Genomic DNA, 17,063 nt, shown 5'->3' with positions numbered 1-17,063 from the left:
AACGGCTGTACCGTTCCGGCGACCTGGCGCGCTACACGCATGATGGCGAGCTCGAATATCTGGGCCGCAGTGACCACCAGGTGAAGATCCGTGGCTTCCGTATCGAACTGGGAGATATCGAATCGGCTCTGCGCGCCTGTACGGGCGTTGCCGACGCGGTGGTGCTGGCCGATAGTTCGCCTGCCGGTACCCGCCTGCTGGCGTATGTACAGGGTGCGGAGGATGGCTGCGACAGCGCTTCGCTGCGCACCGAACTGGCGGTACGCCTGCCGGACTATATGGTGCCGGTAGCATTCGTTGCGGTGGATCACTGGCCCTTGACTGCCAACGGGAAACTCGACAAGGCCGCGCTACCGCGGCCGGAAATGTCGGCTGCGCGTATTTATGTGGCCCCGCGCGGGCAAGTGGAAGAGACCATCGCTCAAGTCTGGTGCACTATCCTTGGCCTGGAGCGGGTGGGACGCGATGAACATTTTTTTGCGCTGGGCGGACACTCCATGCTGCTGGTGCGCATGACACAGTTGCTGCGTCAGCAAGGTTTTCGCCTGGATGCTCGCTCCGTCTACGGCGCCGCTACCTTGGCCGATTTAGCATTGTTGGTGAGTAATTCGGTCGATCATGTGACCGCCCCGTGCGTCAGCGGAATTCCAGAAGGCTGCACCCACCTTGAGGCGGAAATGGTGCCGCTGTCTGACTTGACTGATGAAGAACTCGCGCGCATAGAACGCGCTGTCGAGGGTGGCGCGGAGGCGATCCAAGATATTTACCCCCTCTCTTCGTTGCAGGCTGGCATGTTATTTCATCACAGCCTGCAAACCGAAGGTGACGCCTATCAGATACGTTCGGTCTATGCCTTCAGCGTGCGATCCACGCTCGATCAGTTTGTTGACGCATTGCAAACCGTAGTGGCACGACACGATATCTTCCGCACTTCTTTCCACTCGACGGGCTTGCGCCAAGCGCAGCAGGTAGTGCAACGGCGCGCTGTCGTACCCATCCAAGAAATTACGTTGAGCCAGGGAGGCGACCCCTTAGCCGCCTTGTTGGATGCCACGGATCCGCAGCGGATACGCTTGGATCTGACGCGCGCGCCTCTTCTTCGGCTGCAAGTGATCTACGATCTCGATAATCGTCGGTGGCTGCTCGCCATGCTGGACCATCATTTAATTAGCGACAATTACACGCTTCAGTTAATCAGTAATGAAATTGAAGCAGTGATGCTTGGGCGAGCACATGAATTGATGCCAAGCTGGCCATATCGCCAGTTTATGGAGCAGATTCTGAAGCAGGACACCAGTCAGCAGGAACTCCATTTCAAAGCCCAATTGGCTGACGTGGTTGCCCCGACCGCCCCTTATGGCCTGATGGATATTCTGGGGGAGGGCGACAACTTGCAGGAAGTACGTGCTGTCGTGCAGGCCAGCCTGGTGGCTAGCCTGCGTGAGACGGCCAGTCACTGGCAAGTATCGACAGCTGTACTGTTCCACGTGGCTTGGGCCTTGGTGGTGGCGCGCACTAGTGGGCATGAGGACGTAGTGTTCGGCACCGTTCTTTCCGGGCGCCAAGGTGGCGCCGCCGGCATTGAACGCGCCATGGGACTGTTCATCAACACACTGCCCTTGCGTGTCGCATTGAAGCGGCGCAGCGCAGAGGAGGTTGTGGCCGAGACCGCTGCGTCTTTGGCGCAATTGTTGTCGCATGAGCAGATGGCCTTGGCGCTGGCTCAGCGCTGCAGTGGCATTCCGACCGGCCTGCCGCTATTCACGGCGTTGCTGAATTACCGTCATGTCCGCTTGATCGAGGGGAAGCGCGATCCCGCCGCTGCTGCGCTTTGGGACGGCATCGCAATGCTGCATAGCGAAGAACGCAGTAATTATCCGCTTGGCCTGTCGGTTGACGACCATGGCGACGGTTTCTTGCTAACGTTGCAAGCGCATTGTGGGCTTGATTGCGAACGTATCCTCGGTTATGTGCAGGCTGCGCTCGCTGGACTCTGTCAGGCGTTAAGAGAGGGGGGCAAGAAACCAATACAGGCCATTGATATTCTTTCCTCAAGCGAGCGTGAGAAATTACTGTATGGCTTCAATGTCCATGTGGCGGACACGCCCCAGGTCAGCCTTGTGCATGAAATGTTTGCGCTGCAAGCGCGACTGTCTCCCAATGCGCTGGCCCTCGATGATGGCGAGCGACAACTCACCTTCCGTCAATTGGACTTGGAGGCGAACCGCTGGGCAAAGGCTTTGCAGGAGCGTGGTGTCGGTCCAGAGCGGCTCGTGGCCGTTTTCCTGGAGCGGGGTATTAATATGGTGATCGCGATGCTCGCCGTGTTGAAAGCGGGAGGTGCATTTGTGCCGATCGATCCACGCTATCCGTCACTGCGCATTGCCAACATGCTTGATGATGTCTCGCCGACCGTCCTGTTTTCCACCTCTTCACTGGCGTCGCGTGTAGAGCAGTCGGCCTTTCAGGTCCTTGCTATCGATGTACCTCTGAACGGGGCAATGGAGATAGCATCCGCACCGGCTGTCGCTGGCATAGGGCCACAGTCATTGGCGTATGTTATTTTTACATCAGGCTCGACAGGCCGGCCAAAGGGCGTGATGGTGGAACACGGTAGCGTGTGCAATTTGATCGCAGCGCAAGCGCTGGCGTTCGGTGTGGATGGACAGAGTCGCGTGCTTCAGTATGCTTCGCCCAGCTTCGATGCCTGCGTTTCAGAAGTCTTCGTCACTCTCTGCAGTGGTGCGTCGCTGCACCTCGTAGCTGCGGAAGTTGTGCTGGCCGGTCCGTCCTTAGTCGATGTGGTGCAAGAACGTCAGATTACGCTCGCGACCATTCCACCTGCGGTGCTCAGCGCGCTAGATGATCCTGCGCCACTGGCTTGCATACGGACACTTGTCATCGCGGGAGAAGCTGCGCCTTCTGGGTTGGCGCAGCGTTGGGCGAAAGGGCGGCGGCTGATCAATGCTTATGGTCCTACCGAGGCTACTGTATGTGCAAGCATGTACGAATGCGAATCTGGCATTGAGGGCGTGGCGCCTATCGGTACGCCGATGGCAAACGTCAAGTTGTACGTTCTTGACGCATTGCTGCAACCGGTGCCACTGGGCGTGGCTGGCGAACTGTATATCGGTGGCGCGGGGGTGGCGCGTGGGTATCTTGGTCAGCCGGACCTGACCGCGGAACGATTCCTCGCCGATCCGTTTTCTGACCTGCCGCGAGCCCGCATGTACCGCACTGGCGATCTTGTCTGCCAGCGTGTCGATGGCAATCTTGATTACATCGGACGCAACGATCAGCAGGTAAAAATCCGAGGCATACGCATCGAGTTAGGCGAAATCGCAGAGTGTCTGCGTATACACCCGCAGGTGCTCGATGCGATTGCGGTGATACATCGTTCAACGTCAGGTGCCACCCAATTGCTGGCATATTTCTGCGACCGACCAGGGGTAGCACCGGCGCCGATTGACGTCTTGCGGATGCACCTGGAGCAGAACCTGGCTGCAGCGTCGCTGCCTGCGGCATTGGTGAGGCTGGCGGCCCTCCCGTTGACGGTCAATGGAAAGTTGGACCGGAGTGCCCTGCCAGCACCCGAAGATGATGCGTTTGGCGAGCGCAGCTACAGTGCTCCGACATCGCAGGCGGAAGAACGCATTGTCGCCATCTGGTCTTCATTATTAGGCGTGTCCAGGATTGGTCGTGATGATAACTTCTTCCAGCTGGGTGGGCATTCGCTGCTAGCTATTGAATTGGTCGCTCACCTGCACCAGGCAGGACTGGAGTGCAGTATTGCTCAGTTGTATAAGACTCCGACGCCGGCCGGACTAGCCGCCAGCTGCGCTTCGCAGGACACAATGGCGCCGACGGCGCCGACGGCCAGCATCTTGATGGCGTTGAGCCAGCCGGAGATGGCACGCATAGAGGCACAGGTTTTAGGCGGGAGCGCCAATATAAAAGATGTATTTCCTTTGACTGCCTTGCAGGAAGGCATACTTTATCATTCAATCGCTGCAGAGCAAGGTGACGCATACTTGCTGCAAACCTTGCTGGCTTTCGATAATCGCGCCCGCCTCGACGGCTATCTCGACGCCTTGCGCCTGGTGATCGCCAGGCACGACGCCTTGCGTACGGCAGTCTTGTGGGAGGGGATAAACGCGCCTGTCCAAGTTGTGTTGCGTGAAGTTAATCTGTGCGTGGACGAGTGGCATGCAGGGAATGTTCCTGATGTGGAAGCGGCGTTACGCCAACGCTACGATCCAGGCCATATGCGTGTGAACCTGAATCAAGCCCCACTTATGCACGCGGCCGCCAGCTTTGACCCCGTCGGCGGACGGTGGTTGCTAGTCTTGTTGTGCCATCACTTGGTACTTGATCACACGACACTTGAAATCGTACTCGATGAAGTCCGCGCTATTCTGCGCGGACAGGCGAGCGCGTTGCTCGTGCCGCCATCATATGGTGCCTTGATCAGCGCTTCTTTGGAGGCTGCTCAACGCCCTGAGCACATACATTTCTTTTCAAATCTGCTAGGGACGTTGACCGAAGCCACTCTGCCATATGGACTCAGTGATATTCAAACGACGGGTAATACATTGCGCTCTGCCAGCGTTAAGTTGGATAGCGGACGCGTAACACGGCTGAAGGCCCAAGCTCAGGCGCTAGGAGTCAGTGCAGCAAGCCTGATGCATCTGGCTTGGTGCAGGGTCTTGGCGACGCTAGCTGACCGTAGCGACGTGGTTTTCGGTACGGTGCTGTTTGGTCGTTCGCGTGCCGATGGCGCACGTGCCGTAGGGCTCATGGTTAATACTTTGCCATTCAGGCTTGAACTCGCTGAATTGTCTGTGCGGGATGGCGTATTGGCTAGCCACGCGCTACTGGCGCAATTGATCGAGCGCGAAATGGTGTCATTAAGCAATGCCCAGCGTTGCAGCGGTATGTCGGCTCAATCAGCACTGTTTTCCTCACTGTTCAACTATCGATATTCTGCGCCGGACAGCGGTGAAACCAATGTGACCGGGCTAGAGGGCGTCATCGCCCTGTCCTCTGCCGAATTCAGCAATTACCCACTGAATACTGATGTAGATGATCACGGTGACACCATGTCGCTGACCGTGCAGATCGTTCAGCCGTTTGATCCCTTGCAGGTGGCGTGCTTGTTTGATACATGCCTATCGTCTCTGGTCAATGCGCTCGATTTCAGTCCGCAAACGGCGCTACTGTCGTTGGATATCATTCCCTCTGCTGAACGGGCAGTGCTTTTGCAGCTGGGAAGTGGTGAAGATGCGTTCGTTCCCGTGCGTGGTTTGCACCATAGTTTTGAAGACTTTGTACGAAGCCAGCCACAATCGATTGCCGTGCTCGATGGTGAAATTTCACTTAGCTATGAAGATGTGGACAGGCAGGCAAGGCTTATCGCCTTGGCCCTGCATCGCAACGGTGTCGGTGACGGCGATCGTGTTGGTCTGCATCTCGAACGCTCATGGCGCGTGCCAGTGGCGATACTGGGCATTCTCAAAGCTGGGGCGTCGTACGTGCCACTCGACGTCGGCCAACCGCCAGAACGCCTGGCTTTCTATCTCGAGGATTCGCGTCCGAGTTGCATCCTGGTTGACGGCATACCCGGTGATTGGGTTGGCGTCGTGCCTTGCCTGGATTTTGCGGAGGCCAGCGTTGAGACGGCGGATTCCTTGCTACTTGCAAATTCATTGGAGGGCGCGGAGCACGCTGGCGACGCCTATGTCGTCTATACATCAGGAACGACAGGCAAACCTAAGGGCGTGGTAGTTGGCCACTACGCGATGCAGCATCGCTTGCTCGGATGGCAGCGCCGGCTTGGTCTGCTTGAGAAGCCGCCGCGCGTAATGCAGATGGCGGGTCTGTCGGTCGATATCTGTTTTGGCGACATGCTCAAAGCGCTAGGCACTGGAGGGGAGTTGGTGATCTGTCCCAATGCACTGTTGCTTGACCCCGCCGGCCTATTCGATCTGTTCCAACGCACTCGCGCTTCCTTTGGCGATTTTGTTCCGGCAGTTCTGCGCGAGCTGGTCACCTATGCCTCTGCCAGAGGCCTGCGGCTGGACTATCTGCAACATATTTTGGTGGGGTCGGAGAGCTGGTATGGCGCCGACTTGAGCGCCCTTCAAACGGTCCTTGCTCCGCAGGCAAGGGTTTTCAATGCTTATGGGCAAACGGAATCGATCATTGATGTCAGTCTGCAGGATGTGACGGCGTTACAGCTGGCAACGGACAAGGTCGTGCCGATCGGTCGTCCGTTGCCAAATACCCGGATGCTGGTGCTTGATCGCCATGTCGCCATTCAACCACTTGATGTGCCTGGCGAGCTGTACATCGGTGGACCTGGATTGGCGAGTGGTTATCTTGACCGCGAAGAGTTGACCGCAGAACGTTTCGTTCATGTGGCCGGTGTCGACGGGTTGGTGTACCGAACGGGAGATTTCGCCCGTTTTAATAGTGATGGCACGATGGATTTCCTGGGGCGCGCCGACCAGCAAATCAAGATTCGGGGCTTTCGAGTTGAGTTGCAGGAGATCGAAGCGGCGTTGCAATCGATAGAGGGTATTCGAAACGCCGTTGTAGTGCTGTTCGAGCGCAGTCCTGGCGACAGTTTGTTAGTCGCGCATATCGAATGGCCTGGCATTCTGGAGGGAAGTCAAGGACATTTGCGGCAAGCTCTTAAGTCGCTGTTGCCCGAGTACATGGTGCCAGCTTGCCTCATGTTTTGTACGCAGTTACCGCTGCTAGCGAGTGGGAAGGTTGACCGGAAGTCGTTGCCGGAACCCGTATTCGACTTGGCTACCGGCGACGAGACAGCGGATACCGAAAGCGAGCAATTGGTGGCGTCTCTATGGCAAGAGCTGTTGCAACTGGCCGCACCGCCTGGACGCTATGCCAATTTCTTTGAGCTAGGCGGACATTCATTGCTGGGCGTGCGTTTTGTTACGCGTTGTCGTGAACAACTGGAAGTCAATCTTGCGATCAAAGACTTGTTCATGCATGCCACGGTCTGGGAAATGGGGGCATGGATTGACTTGAAACGGGCTCTTACATACACGCCAGATTCCGGGTTGTCCAATGCTGTTGGAGACGAGATAACAGTCACCGAGTGGTAAGCCTTGTAAGGGTGATTCCAAGCGAGATCGCTGTTTGAACCATATCAGTAGGCCTGGCATGGATCTCGTCGGTGTACATCCGGATACCAATTAAGCGAATAGCCAGAATGAAGTGTGCACGAAGCATTGTTGCTGAGTTGAAGCGGCTCGGCGGCCATCTGTATGCGGAAGAGCGGCGATTGAAAACGGCGGCCGGGCCTGGCGCAATGACACCAGCGATGGGGATTGTTATCAACACGCATAAGGAAGCGCAGATTAACCGATTAAGCGCGGCGCAATCCGAGAAAGTGGTTCCCGGCAAACGTTTCCCGCCAGCCTCCTGCTGGGCACACCGCGCTGTCCTATGGTCAGCAGGGGGGCGGGCGTTGCCTGCACGGCGTACTGGCCGACATAACAACTGAACTGCTGTTTCCCTTCACTATCACGAGTAGAAAGTTTTATGATAAAAGCAATTGTCTTGAAAAACCGATGGACTTTGGTGTTATGTGCCTTGCTGTGCGCTACATCCGCAGCCGCCAATGTGTTGCTGCTCGACTATCTGAATGGACAGGTGAGCTCGACTTCTGCCAGCAATAGTGCCTGGCTGTTCCGCTACCTGCTCGGCGTAGGCGGTTTGTTTATTGTTTCGCTGGTCGCCAGCGCCCTCCTTGTGCGCGTTTCCACCAGTGCTATCGCCGATATCCGTACTCATTTGCTAAAAGGTATCTTAGCCACAGAGTATCGCGATATTGAAACAAAGGGTAAGGGCGCTTTGTTGGGAGTGCTCACCGACGATATTGACAATCTTGCCAATGGCTTTAGCGATGCACCGCAGTTCATGATGCATTCAGTCACCATCATCGCTTGCTTTTCATATTTGGCATGGCTTTCGCCCTATGCATTCGCTTGTTTCCTCGTAACAGTAGTATTGGGTGGTGCGCTGACGATGTTTATCTTGCAGCGTGGAAATAGGCAGTATGAAAATTATCGCGCACTGAAAGATGGCTATTACGTGCATCTTCATGCCATGTTCGACGGTGCGAAGGAGCTGGCCACAAATATGGCCAGGCGGCGGCATTTTATGCAGGAAGAATTGCTGCCTTCGGTAGGCTTGCTCAAGCGTTCGCAGATCAAGTGGGATCTCTATTGGCATCTGGGCCAGAGTTGGACCAGTGTGTTGCTATTTCTGGCGCTCGGCATTGCCCTTGCCGCAATTGAGTTTTCTCAGCCCGCGGTGCAGGGCCTGGCAGTGAGCTTCTTTGTCACTATCACGTTTGTATCGGGCTCAATCGACTTTGTCGTCAATATTATTTCGACTATGTCAAAGGCGATGGTATCGGCCCGCGTTGTATCGCGCCTTCAATTGACCTTGCCAGATGCGACTGTTCCTGCGCAAGTCCTCAATTCGCACGCTGACTGGCGTGAAATCAATTTCGAAAGTGTGTGCTACACGTCCAGCCATGGCGAAGATGCTGCATTTGAAATGGGACCGATTTCGCTCACGGTGCATCGAGGTGAAGTGCTATTCCTTGTCGGAGGAAATGGTAGTGGGAAGTCTACTTTTGCCAAGATCATGAACGGCTTGTATCAACGCAACTCGGGCGATATCCGTGTCGATGGAAAACTGATCGAATTGAATACGCCGCCTAGCTATAGATCCCTGTTTTCTACTATTTATTCCGATTATTACCTATTCGGCTCGGTGCTGGACAACAAGGGTGCACCCGTCGCTGATGAGCTTGCTAACAAAAAAATTGCGGAACTTAGCTTGACTGGCAAGGTGAAGGCCGAAGGGGGGCGCTGGTCCAGCACGGCCTTATCCCAAGGGCAGCGCAAGCGGCTTGCGCTGCTGCAGTGCTGGCTTGACGATGCCTCGGTTTGCGTGCTTGACGAGTGGGCCGCAGACCAGGACCCAGGCTATCGCGCTCATTTCTATGAAGTGTTGTTACCCGTGATGCGAGAGCAGGGGAAGACGCTGATCGTCATCAGTCACGACGAGCGTTATTTTCATCACGCTGACCGGGTTTGCAAATTCGATAGTGGTGTGCTGTCGGGCTTGCCGCAACGGATATCCATTTGAGTTGACTGAGATTCACATTTTCTTGTTCTAATCATTTGAAAATATTATGCCAATAAAACAACTTGTTGATCTACCCAATACGGTACCCGTACACAGCGTTGATCGGATGTCGCCTTTTCATTTTTGGCTTCATTGTCGTTTTCGCGACAAGCCACTGCATATTCGTGGCGCTGCATCTGACTGGAAAGCCACGAAAATGTGGACGCCGTCGTCGCTGAGTGCATTGCTTTCCGATACCGATGTAATCGTGGCCACCTGTAAAGCTGGCGTCTTTGACTATAACGCCAATGCCACAACTGGACTTGTGCATGAGCGCGAAAAGGTTCCATTTTCGGAGGCCGTTGACGCCATTCTGGCCGCAAGCACTCATGGCGAGCATTTTGCGTACATTCAGCAGCATTCCATCGCCGAAAAATTCCCAGCACTGCAGGAGCAAGTTGAGCGGCCGGAATGTCTGGACCCGAGCAAGTTCTTAAACGAAGTGAACTTGTGGCTAGGCAGTGCTGGATGTTTCAGTCCATTGCATTTCGACGAGCTCGATAATTTCCTGGTGCAAGTATCCGGAAGGAAGCATTTGACTCTGTTCGACAAACGCGACAGCCCGCGACTGTATCCAAACGTGGGGCAGGAACTGGCCCATTGCAGCATGATCGATCTGCGACACCCGGACCATGCGCGCTTCCCCTTGATGGTTGGTCTGCAGGCCTATGCTATTACGCTTGAACCCGGCGACATGATCTATATCCCGCGCGGGTGGTGGCACGCCGTGCATTCGCTCGATACTGCTATCTCAATCAACTATTGGTGGAGCGGTATTTTCGATATTTTTCGTCAGGGCCTGCAAAGTGTCTGGAGCACAGAGGGCCGCAAGGAAATTGCCTTGTTCCTGCGCCAACTGACCAGTAGGGAGGGCAAATGAACGTGGAATCTGCACCACACCTGGCAACTCTCCAGCGTCTGCAACGTGGCGAGGAGCACGCGTTGTTTAGTGTCTTCCAGTTGTATGTCTATGACAGCTCGGTGCGCGATGGTGAAGAATTGGAAGAGGACGGCCGTTTTGGAATTTGTCCGGATAGCGTGAGCGCATATGTGCTCGATGCGGATAAAGCTGCCTACTGGATCAAGGTAGATGGTGCACTGGCGGGTTTTGTGGTCACGGAGCCGGTGGAACTGGCTGACGGAACAATCGTTGAAGAATTCGCGGACCTCTTTATTGTGAAGAAGCATCGTCGCCGTGGACTGGCGCTCGATGTGGCCAGGCAGTTACTGATCGGGCAGGACAAACCATGGCTAGTTGCCGTCTATCGTGATGATTTTGTGGCGGCCGCATTTTGGAAGAGCGCTTTTGCGCGCCTGCCTTTCAGAGCTGTGCGATCCCATGCTGATCCTTCTTTGCCACAGTTCCTGTTGTACCTGATTGATGGGTAAATGAGCGGGGAAACCGCCATCTTGCTGCTTGCTTCAAAGGTCGCGGAGCATGAGATTGCGGTGGACATTTATTTGCCGAAAAAGTGAAACAGACGATAGCAGCGCTGAATAAGTCTTTCGCTGAGTTTCTGTGAAATACGTATGTATAAAGCGGTTTTGTATTTATGAAAACGTTACAGAAAAGGAATGGATATGAGTGAAGTAGTTATTTTGGACGAGCATGATCGTGCCGCAATTCTATCCGCCATGTCGCTTGTTGGACGCGAATATGGCGAGGACGATTTTTACCAATTCTTTTATCAGTGCTCCCGCATGAACGGGATGTTGCCAACGCGCCTGAGCAAGGCCCTGTTCGATTTTAGAATGGGACGCAGTGGTTCTGTTTTATTGATCAAGGGTTTATTGACGCAGCAGCATGTTCCGCCAACGCCGGCTCTGCGCGGAAATACTTGGAATAAAACGACATTAGCTGCGCGTAAGATTATGTGCATTGCTCTCTCTCAACTGGGGCATATTTATAATTTTTTGGGGAAGAAAGACTTCGACTACATTGATGATGTGTTCCCTATTTATAGAGATCGAAATGAGCAGTTGGGCAGTAATTGTGATTTTCTGGAGTGGCATGTGGAGGACGGATTTCATCCTGCTAAAGCAGACCTTGCCGCTCTGTTTTGTCTGCGCGGTGATGCTGCGGTGCAAACACACATCTGTAAAGCCCAGGATCTCGATTTGGATGCAAATTTCCGCGCTGAGCTCATGAAGAAAAACTTCTTGATACAGGTTGATCCGACTTTTCAGCCAGGTTCCGGCGCCGAAGGGCAATTCCGTTGCGCAGTACTCAGCGAAGGTGAGGATCCTGAAATTATCTATGATCCGGCCTACATGATCGGCGCCACGCCAGAGGCGCAGGCTGCGCTCAAGCATGTGCACGATTGTATACAAGCGGCCTACCAGAGTATTACTTTGGAACCGGGGGACTTGCTAGTCTTTGACAATCGCCGCGTGATGCATGCACGCAGTGCCTATCAGCCCGCTTACGATGGTAGTGATCGATGGCTCTTGCGCAGCCTGTTATTAGAAAGCTATTGGAAGACGCGTGAATGCTTGGATCAACTGGCTTTGACGCCGGATTCCGTGGCTTGGCCTCCTCCCCGCAGTACATCGACTATTGCCCAGATAAATGGACGGAAGGGTGCGGAAAACGAGCGCTTCATACAACAGGAGGCCGTATCCGATCACGCTAGTCAGCGGAGCGAAGTTTAATGCGCGGGCAGCAATGGATGCGGCGCCCGTTTGTTTGGGCGTTGCTGGTGTTGGCTATGTTGACGCTTGCGCTGCTTACGATTTTCCTGGGCGTGCGAGGCAGCTTACCTTTGCTGGATGGACGAGTGCATGCGGCCGGGGTAACGGCGGACGTACAGATCACACGCGACGCCGATGGTGTTCCGACCGTTAGCGCGGGGGATCGAAATGACGGTGCGTATGCAATGGGATTTCTGCATGCGCAAGAGCGCTTTTTTCAGATGGATTTATTACGTCGCGCTGCGGCAGGGGAACTATCGGCCCTGCTCGGTGCTGATGCGCTGGCCGACGACAAGGACCGGCGGCGCTTTCGCTTCCGTGCTCGCGCGCAGGCCGCGGTTAAGGAACTAGAACCTGCAGAGCGGCTGATGCTGTCACGTTACGTGTTGGGGGTCAATGAAGGTCTGGCGCGCCTCACGGTAAGGCCATTTGAGTATCTGGCACTGCGCGAGGCACCTAAGGCATGGTTGGCTGAAGATAGCCTGCTGGTCATGTGGGCTATGTACTTGGTGCTTCAGTCCAGTCAAGAACCGCGCGAGTTCGCGCGCGGTTGGATCAAGGACAACACGACGGCAGACCAGTTGGCGCTGTTGATGAATGAGAATAGCCATTTCGAAGCGACTTTAGATATGGTGCCTGCGGATATGCAATTGCCAACAATACCCAAATCAGCACCTGCATGGCTAGGCCGTAGAGGGTCTGGTGAAGGTACTGCTCATGTGCCTGCGGTAGGCAGCAATAGCTGGGCAGTAGCCGGTACACGCACTGCCGATGGGCGTGCCATTCTCGCCAACGACATGCATTTGGATCTGGGCCTGCCGAATACCTGGTATCGCGTTGCTATGCATTATCCAGTCGACGGGAAAATGCGCCGTGTTATAGGATTGACTTTGCCCGGTGTTCCATTGTTTGCGGTGGGAAGCAATGGTTTAGTCGCATGGGGTATGACGAACAGCTACGGTGATTATCTGGACCTGGTTGAAGTGCATTCCGATCCAGCCGATAAACGCCGTTTCAAGATTGGTGCCACCTGGCATAGCGCGATCGCACACGAGGAATTTATCGAGATCAAAGGTGAGGATGCTATTCGGCTAACGGTGCTGGAAACGCCATTGGGACCCGTACGTGAACTTGCTGGACGCCATTATGCTGTGCATTGGATTGCTTCTGATCCGCGCGCGGTAAATCTACGCCTTTTTCATTTGGAGTCCGCGAAAAATGTCGGAGAAGCCACAGCCTTCGCCGCGAAAGCTGGTATGCCCTCCCAAAACATCACGGTCGTGGATAGCGTGGGGCAGATCGGGTGGAGTATTGCCGGCCCTTTGCCAAAAAGGCTGGCAGTGAATTCTGCCACATATCCATATACTGATAATGATGGGTATGGCTGGACCCAGCTGTTGCACAGTGCAGAGTATCCGACAGTAATCAATCCGGCCAACGGCATCCTGTGGAATGCCAACAATCGCCAACTTGCAGGTCCAGACTATGCGAAACTCGGCGACGGCGGCACCGATTTTGGGGCGCGAGCGCAACGCATTCGCGACAGCCTAATTACTTTGCATCGAGCAAGCGAAAACGATGTAATGGCAGTTGCCCTAGATACATCGGCAGGGTATATGGGAGCTTGGCGGGCCCAGGCTCTGTCTGCGTTGCCTGCCTCCGTAATTGCGGGTCACCCGGCACGTGCAGAATTCCGGCGCTTGCTCGAAACGGCGTGGGATAACCGGGCTGAAGCCAGTTCCGTAGGGTACCGTTTGACGCGCGCATATTATCAGGCGATTTACGATGAGTTATACGGCTATGCCGACGCGCAGATGGCCTCTTTAATTCCCGGCATGAGTTTTGAAACAGCAAATAGACGTTGGGGGGAGCTGAGTCTGAGTCTGCTGCAGCGACGGCCAACAGGATGGTTGGCGCAGGGGCGAAGCTGGGAAAGCGTCGAACTAGCGGCGGTTGATCTGGCGATCCTCCGTCTAAGTGCGCAGGGCGAGACATTAGCTAACTCGACATGGGGAAAGCGAAATCGGCTCGAAGTTAGACATCCCTTGGCAACTGCCTTGCCATTTGGTTCTTTTTGGCTCTCTGTGCCGGATGAAGCGGTACCTGGAGATGATGACATGCCTCGTGTCAGTGGACCTAGTTTCGGTCAGTCCGAACGCTTGGTAGTGTCGCCGGGACGGGAAGAGCAAGGTTTGTTTAATATGCCAGGCGGCCAAAGTGGACATCCACTTTCCACCTATTTTCTTGCCGGCCATAAGGACTGGTTGCAGGGAAAATCGCGTTCTTTGTTGCCGGGAAAGACCCAATATCAATTGACGTTGACGACACAATGATGAACAAGCCAAGCATCGCGCACCACAGTGCTTGGTCTACGGTGTAGATAATTGCTGTGGCAATCGTGGTACGTCGCAGAAAAAAATAACTCATAATTTTTTCAGAACGCGGGAATCATGATTTTTGCTACAGCAGATTCGATCGTTGAAATTCAGCTTGGTAATGAGACGGCGCGAATATTCTTGATTCATTACGACCCGGCGAGTTTTTCACAAGAGTCATTTGCGTCGGAAGCAATCACGCTTCCGTCAACAATTGCTGGCAGTGTGATGAAACGTCAAGCAGAGTACTTTTATGGTCGTCTGTGTGCCAAGTTTGCGTTGAATGCTTTGAGCATGACGCGCTGTGATGTGGGTACCGGGAGGCAGCGTGAGCCGGTCTGGCCCGAACATGTCGTCGGCAGCATTACACACAATCACGAGTTTGCAGCCGCCATCGCATCGTCGTGTAATGTGTTTAATGGTATTGGCATCGACATTGAAGGCACCATTGGGCAGGAGGCGATAGACGCGGTCCTCGAAATCAGCGTCTCGCCGCGTGAGCTTGCCTACTTGAGGACGGAATTGACTACCTTGTCTTTTGAAGAGCTGGTCACCATCGTGTTCTCGGTCAAGGAAAGCTTTTTCAAGGCAGTTTTCTCAGAGGTTGGGCATTATTTTGACTTCGGAGCAATTACTGTAAAAAAAATATATGTTGAGACGATGCAGGTTACGTTCGAGGTTAATCAATTTTTATCGCACCGTTTTACGCCGGGAACCAACTGGAATGCATATTTTCGGTATTTCGATCCCAAGACAGTGCTGACTATCTTCGTATGGTAGAAATTTTTCGCGTAAAAACTAAAGAAAGATTGCCAGCTGATCGCCATTTTGTTTTTTTTGAATGTGATAGGAGGTTTCAGCTAAATTTTCATAGCGCGCCATATCGAATAGTGTACTGATTTGCGATGTACCGTTCGCTTCACTGATTTCACCTGGACTGTCAAGATCGCGGAAAAATAATGTATGCAAACCTCATCAATACATGGCGTACAAGGTATCTCCTGTTTATGTTCTTGCACATGAAAGAAAATTTATCTTTAGAAAATTATTGCTTACACTTTCGTGGTAATTGGCGTAATATTGTATTTACGGCAACCGGCAGAAAAAGTTTCACGATCTTGTAGTCAGGAGAAATAAAATAAGTGATATCGGCATGATTCGTGTCGATTCAATTATATATTTCCGAACTTCATTTTCGTTCTAAAAATCCATTGAGCATCGAAAAGCACAGTTCATCGTGCGGGATTTGCTCGCGCAAATTTTAGAGTTCGCTCGTTTCGGTTCTCGCTTTTTTCGCATTAATCGGTTTATTGAGTGTTATTAATAATATATGACAAATCCAGTAACTACCATATTCCACCGCTCACCCATTCAACAAGAAATCAGTTTACAAGTGGTCGAGGCCGCACTGTCCGATCCTTTGTTTGAGTGGGCCGGCGAAGGAGGGCTGCAGGCATCGTCTGAACGCGTGACGACCGACATTCGGCGTGAATTGCTGCAACTCGGTTCGATTCCCGGCCAGTGCGGCAATTTCTTCGGACCGGGCGGACATCCTTTGTTCGCGGTGCGCTTTGTCTCCCGCTGCCGGGAACGGCTCGACGCCTCTGGTGATCCGGGACCTGGTCATGCATTCGGCCGTATGGGAAATGGCAGCGCTGGTCGGTCCGGGCTTGCAGGTGGTGAGTGCGGAGGAACAAACCGTGGACGACGCTGTCACTGTGATGGAGTGACTAGCCACTAAGAAAAAGACGGCACTACGCAGCAGCCCCGATACGCACAGCCCCTGAAAAAATCACCATGTCCCTTCCGCAGCGGGGAAGGATATCTATACACTTTTGAAGAGTTATATGAACAACGCACTGAGTATTGTTACTGAATTGGTTCGCCTGGGTGGACGCGTCTATGTGGAGGATGGCCGTTTGAAGACAGCAGCGCCGCCGGGAGTGATTACCGCGGCGCTCGGCGCGGCAATTCGCACTCACAAGGATGAATTGATGGCGCTTCTTGGCAGCGCGCGCGACGAAGCGCTGAGCAAGGACGCGCCGATCGTGCGCCGCGAACCCGGACGGGCGCTGTTGTCGCATGGCCAGCAACGCCTGTGGTTGATCGATCAGATGGGTGGCGGGGCGAGCGCGCAGTATCATATGCCGACGGTCCTCGAACTGCGGGGCGAGTTGAATGTGGCGCTGCTGCAGCAGGCACTGCTGCTGCTGGTGCAGCGCCATGAAGTGCTGCGCACGACCTATGCCAGCGATGGCGATCATGCATGGCAGGAAGTGCAGGAGGTGGCCACGCTGGCCCTGCCGGTGCTGGCGGTGGAAGATGAGGCGGCCATGGCGGAGGCCATCGAAGCGGAGACAGGGCGGCCGTTCAACCTGCGTTGCGAGCTGCCATTGCGGGCGCAATTGCTGCGCCTGGCGCCGCAGCGTCATGTGCTGGTCCTGGTGCTGCACCATATTGCGTCGGACGGCTGGTCGGGCGTGATCGCGGTTACGGAATTCTGCCAAGCCTACGTGGCGCTGGTCGAGGGCCGGGCGCCGGGCTGGCAGGCGCTGCCTGTGCAGTATGCGGACTACGCCCGCTGGCAGCGCGAGGCGCCGCAACAGGCGCGCCATGCGCAGCAACTGACGTACTGGCAGCAAAAGCTGGCCTCCTTGCCGGAAGTGCACAGCCTGCCACTGGACCATCCGCGTCCGGCGCAACAGAGCTTCGAGGGTGCGCTGCTGCACAGCCGACTGGACGCGCAAGTGAGCAGCCGGTTGCGCGCGG

The 17,063-nt window shown here is 54.6% G+C and carries 8 protein-coding genes; all 8 read left to right on the top strand.

Annotation, left to right across the window (positions count from 1 at the left end; genetic code table 11):
* Nucleotides 1-5 precede the first annotated feature (5 nt).
* Entirely contained in the window at nucleotides 6-7,130 is a 7,125-nt protein-coding gene (locus CSQ93_RS28180) for a non-ribosomal peptide synthetase (RefSeq protein ID WP_267891701.1), read from the top strand.
* 439 nt (nucleotides 7,131-7,569) lie between these two features.
* Nucleotides 7,570-9,189, top strand: a complete 1,620-nt coding sequence (locus tag CSQ93_RS28175; protein WP_099380876.1) for a cyclic peptide export ABC transporter — start codon at nucleotides 7,570-7,572, stop codon at nucleotides 9,187-9,189.
* 46 nt (nucleotides 9,190-9,235) lie between these two features.
* On the top strand, nucleotides 9,236-10,108 hold the full coding sequence (locus CSQ93_RS28170) for a cupin-like domain-containing protein (RefSeq protein WP_099380875.1): 873 nt from the start codon (nucleotides 9,236-9,238) through the stop codon (nucleotides 10,106-10,108).
* Nucleotides 10,105-10,617, top strand: a complete 513-nt coding sequence (locus CSQ93_RS28165) for a GNAT family N-acetyltransferase (RefSeq protein ID WP_158301401.1) — start codon at nucleotides 10,105-10,107, stop codon at nucleotides 10,615-10,617. The genes CSQ93_RS28170 and CSQ93_RS28165 overlap by 4 nt, the downstream gene beginning before the upstream one ends.
* 192 nt (nucleotides 10,618-10,809) lie before the next feature.
* On the top strand, nucleotides 10,810-11,880 hold the full coding sequence (locus CSQ93_RS28160; protein ID WP_158301400.1) for a TauD/TfdA family dioxygenase: 1,071 nt from the start codon (nucleotides 10,810-10,812) through the stop codon (nucleotides 11,878-11,880).
* Nucleotides 11,880-14,252: a penicillin acylase family protein gene (locus tag CSQ93_RS28155; RefSeq protein WP_099380872.1), complete on the top strand. Its 2,373-nt coding sequence runs from the start codon at nucleotides 11,880-11,882 to the stop codon at nucleotides 14,250-14,252. Before CSQ93_RS28160 ends, CSQ93_RS28155 begins: the two co-directional genes overlap by 1 nt.
* A gap of 117 nt (nucleotides 14,253-14,369) precedes the next feature.
* Nucleotides 14,370-15,074, top strand: coding sequence for a 4'-phosphopantetheinyl transferase family protein (locus CSQ93_RS28150; RefSeq protein ID WP_099380871.1), 705 nt, complete (start codon nucleotides 14,370-14,372; stop codon nucleotides 15,072-15,074).
* A 1,067-nt stretch (nucleotides 15,075-16,141) separates the two neighbouring features.
* A partial coding sequence (locus CSQ93_RS28145) for a condensation domain-containing protein (protein ID WP_233516388.1) occupies nucleotides 16,142-17,063 on the top strand: 922 nt, incomplete at its 3' end.

Origin of the sequence: Janthinobacterium sp. BJB426, assembly GCF_002735705.1 — a bacterium.
In the GTDB taxonomy this organism is placed as follows: Bacteria; Pseudomonadota; Gammaproteobacteria; order Burkholderiales; family Burkholderiaceae_D; genus Janthinobacterium.
The sequence above is the reverse complement of the archived record's forward strand: the minus strand, read 5'-3'. Positions and strand labels throughout refer to the sequence as shown.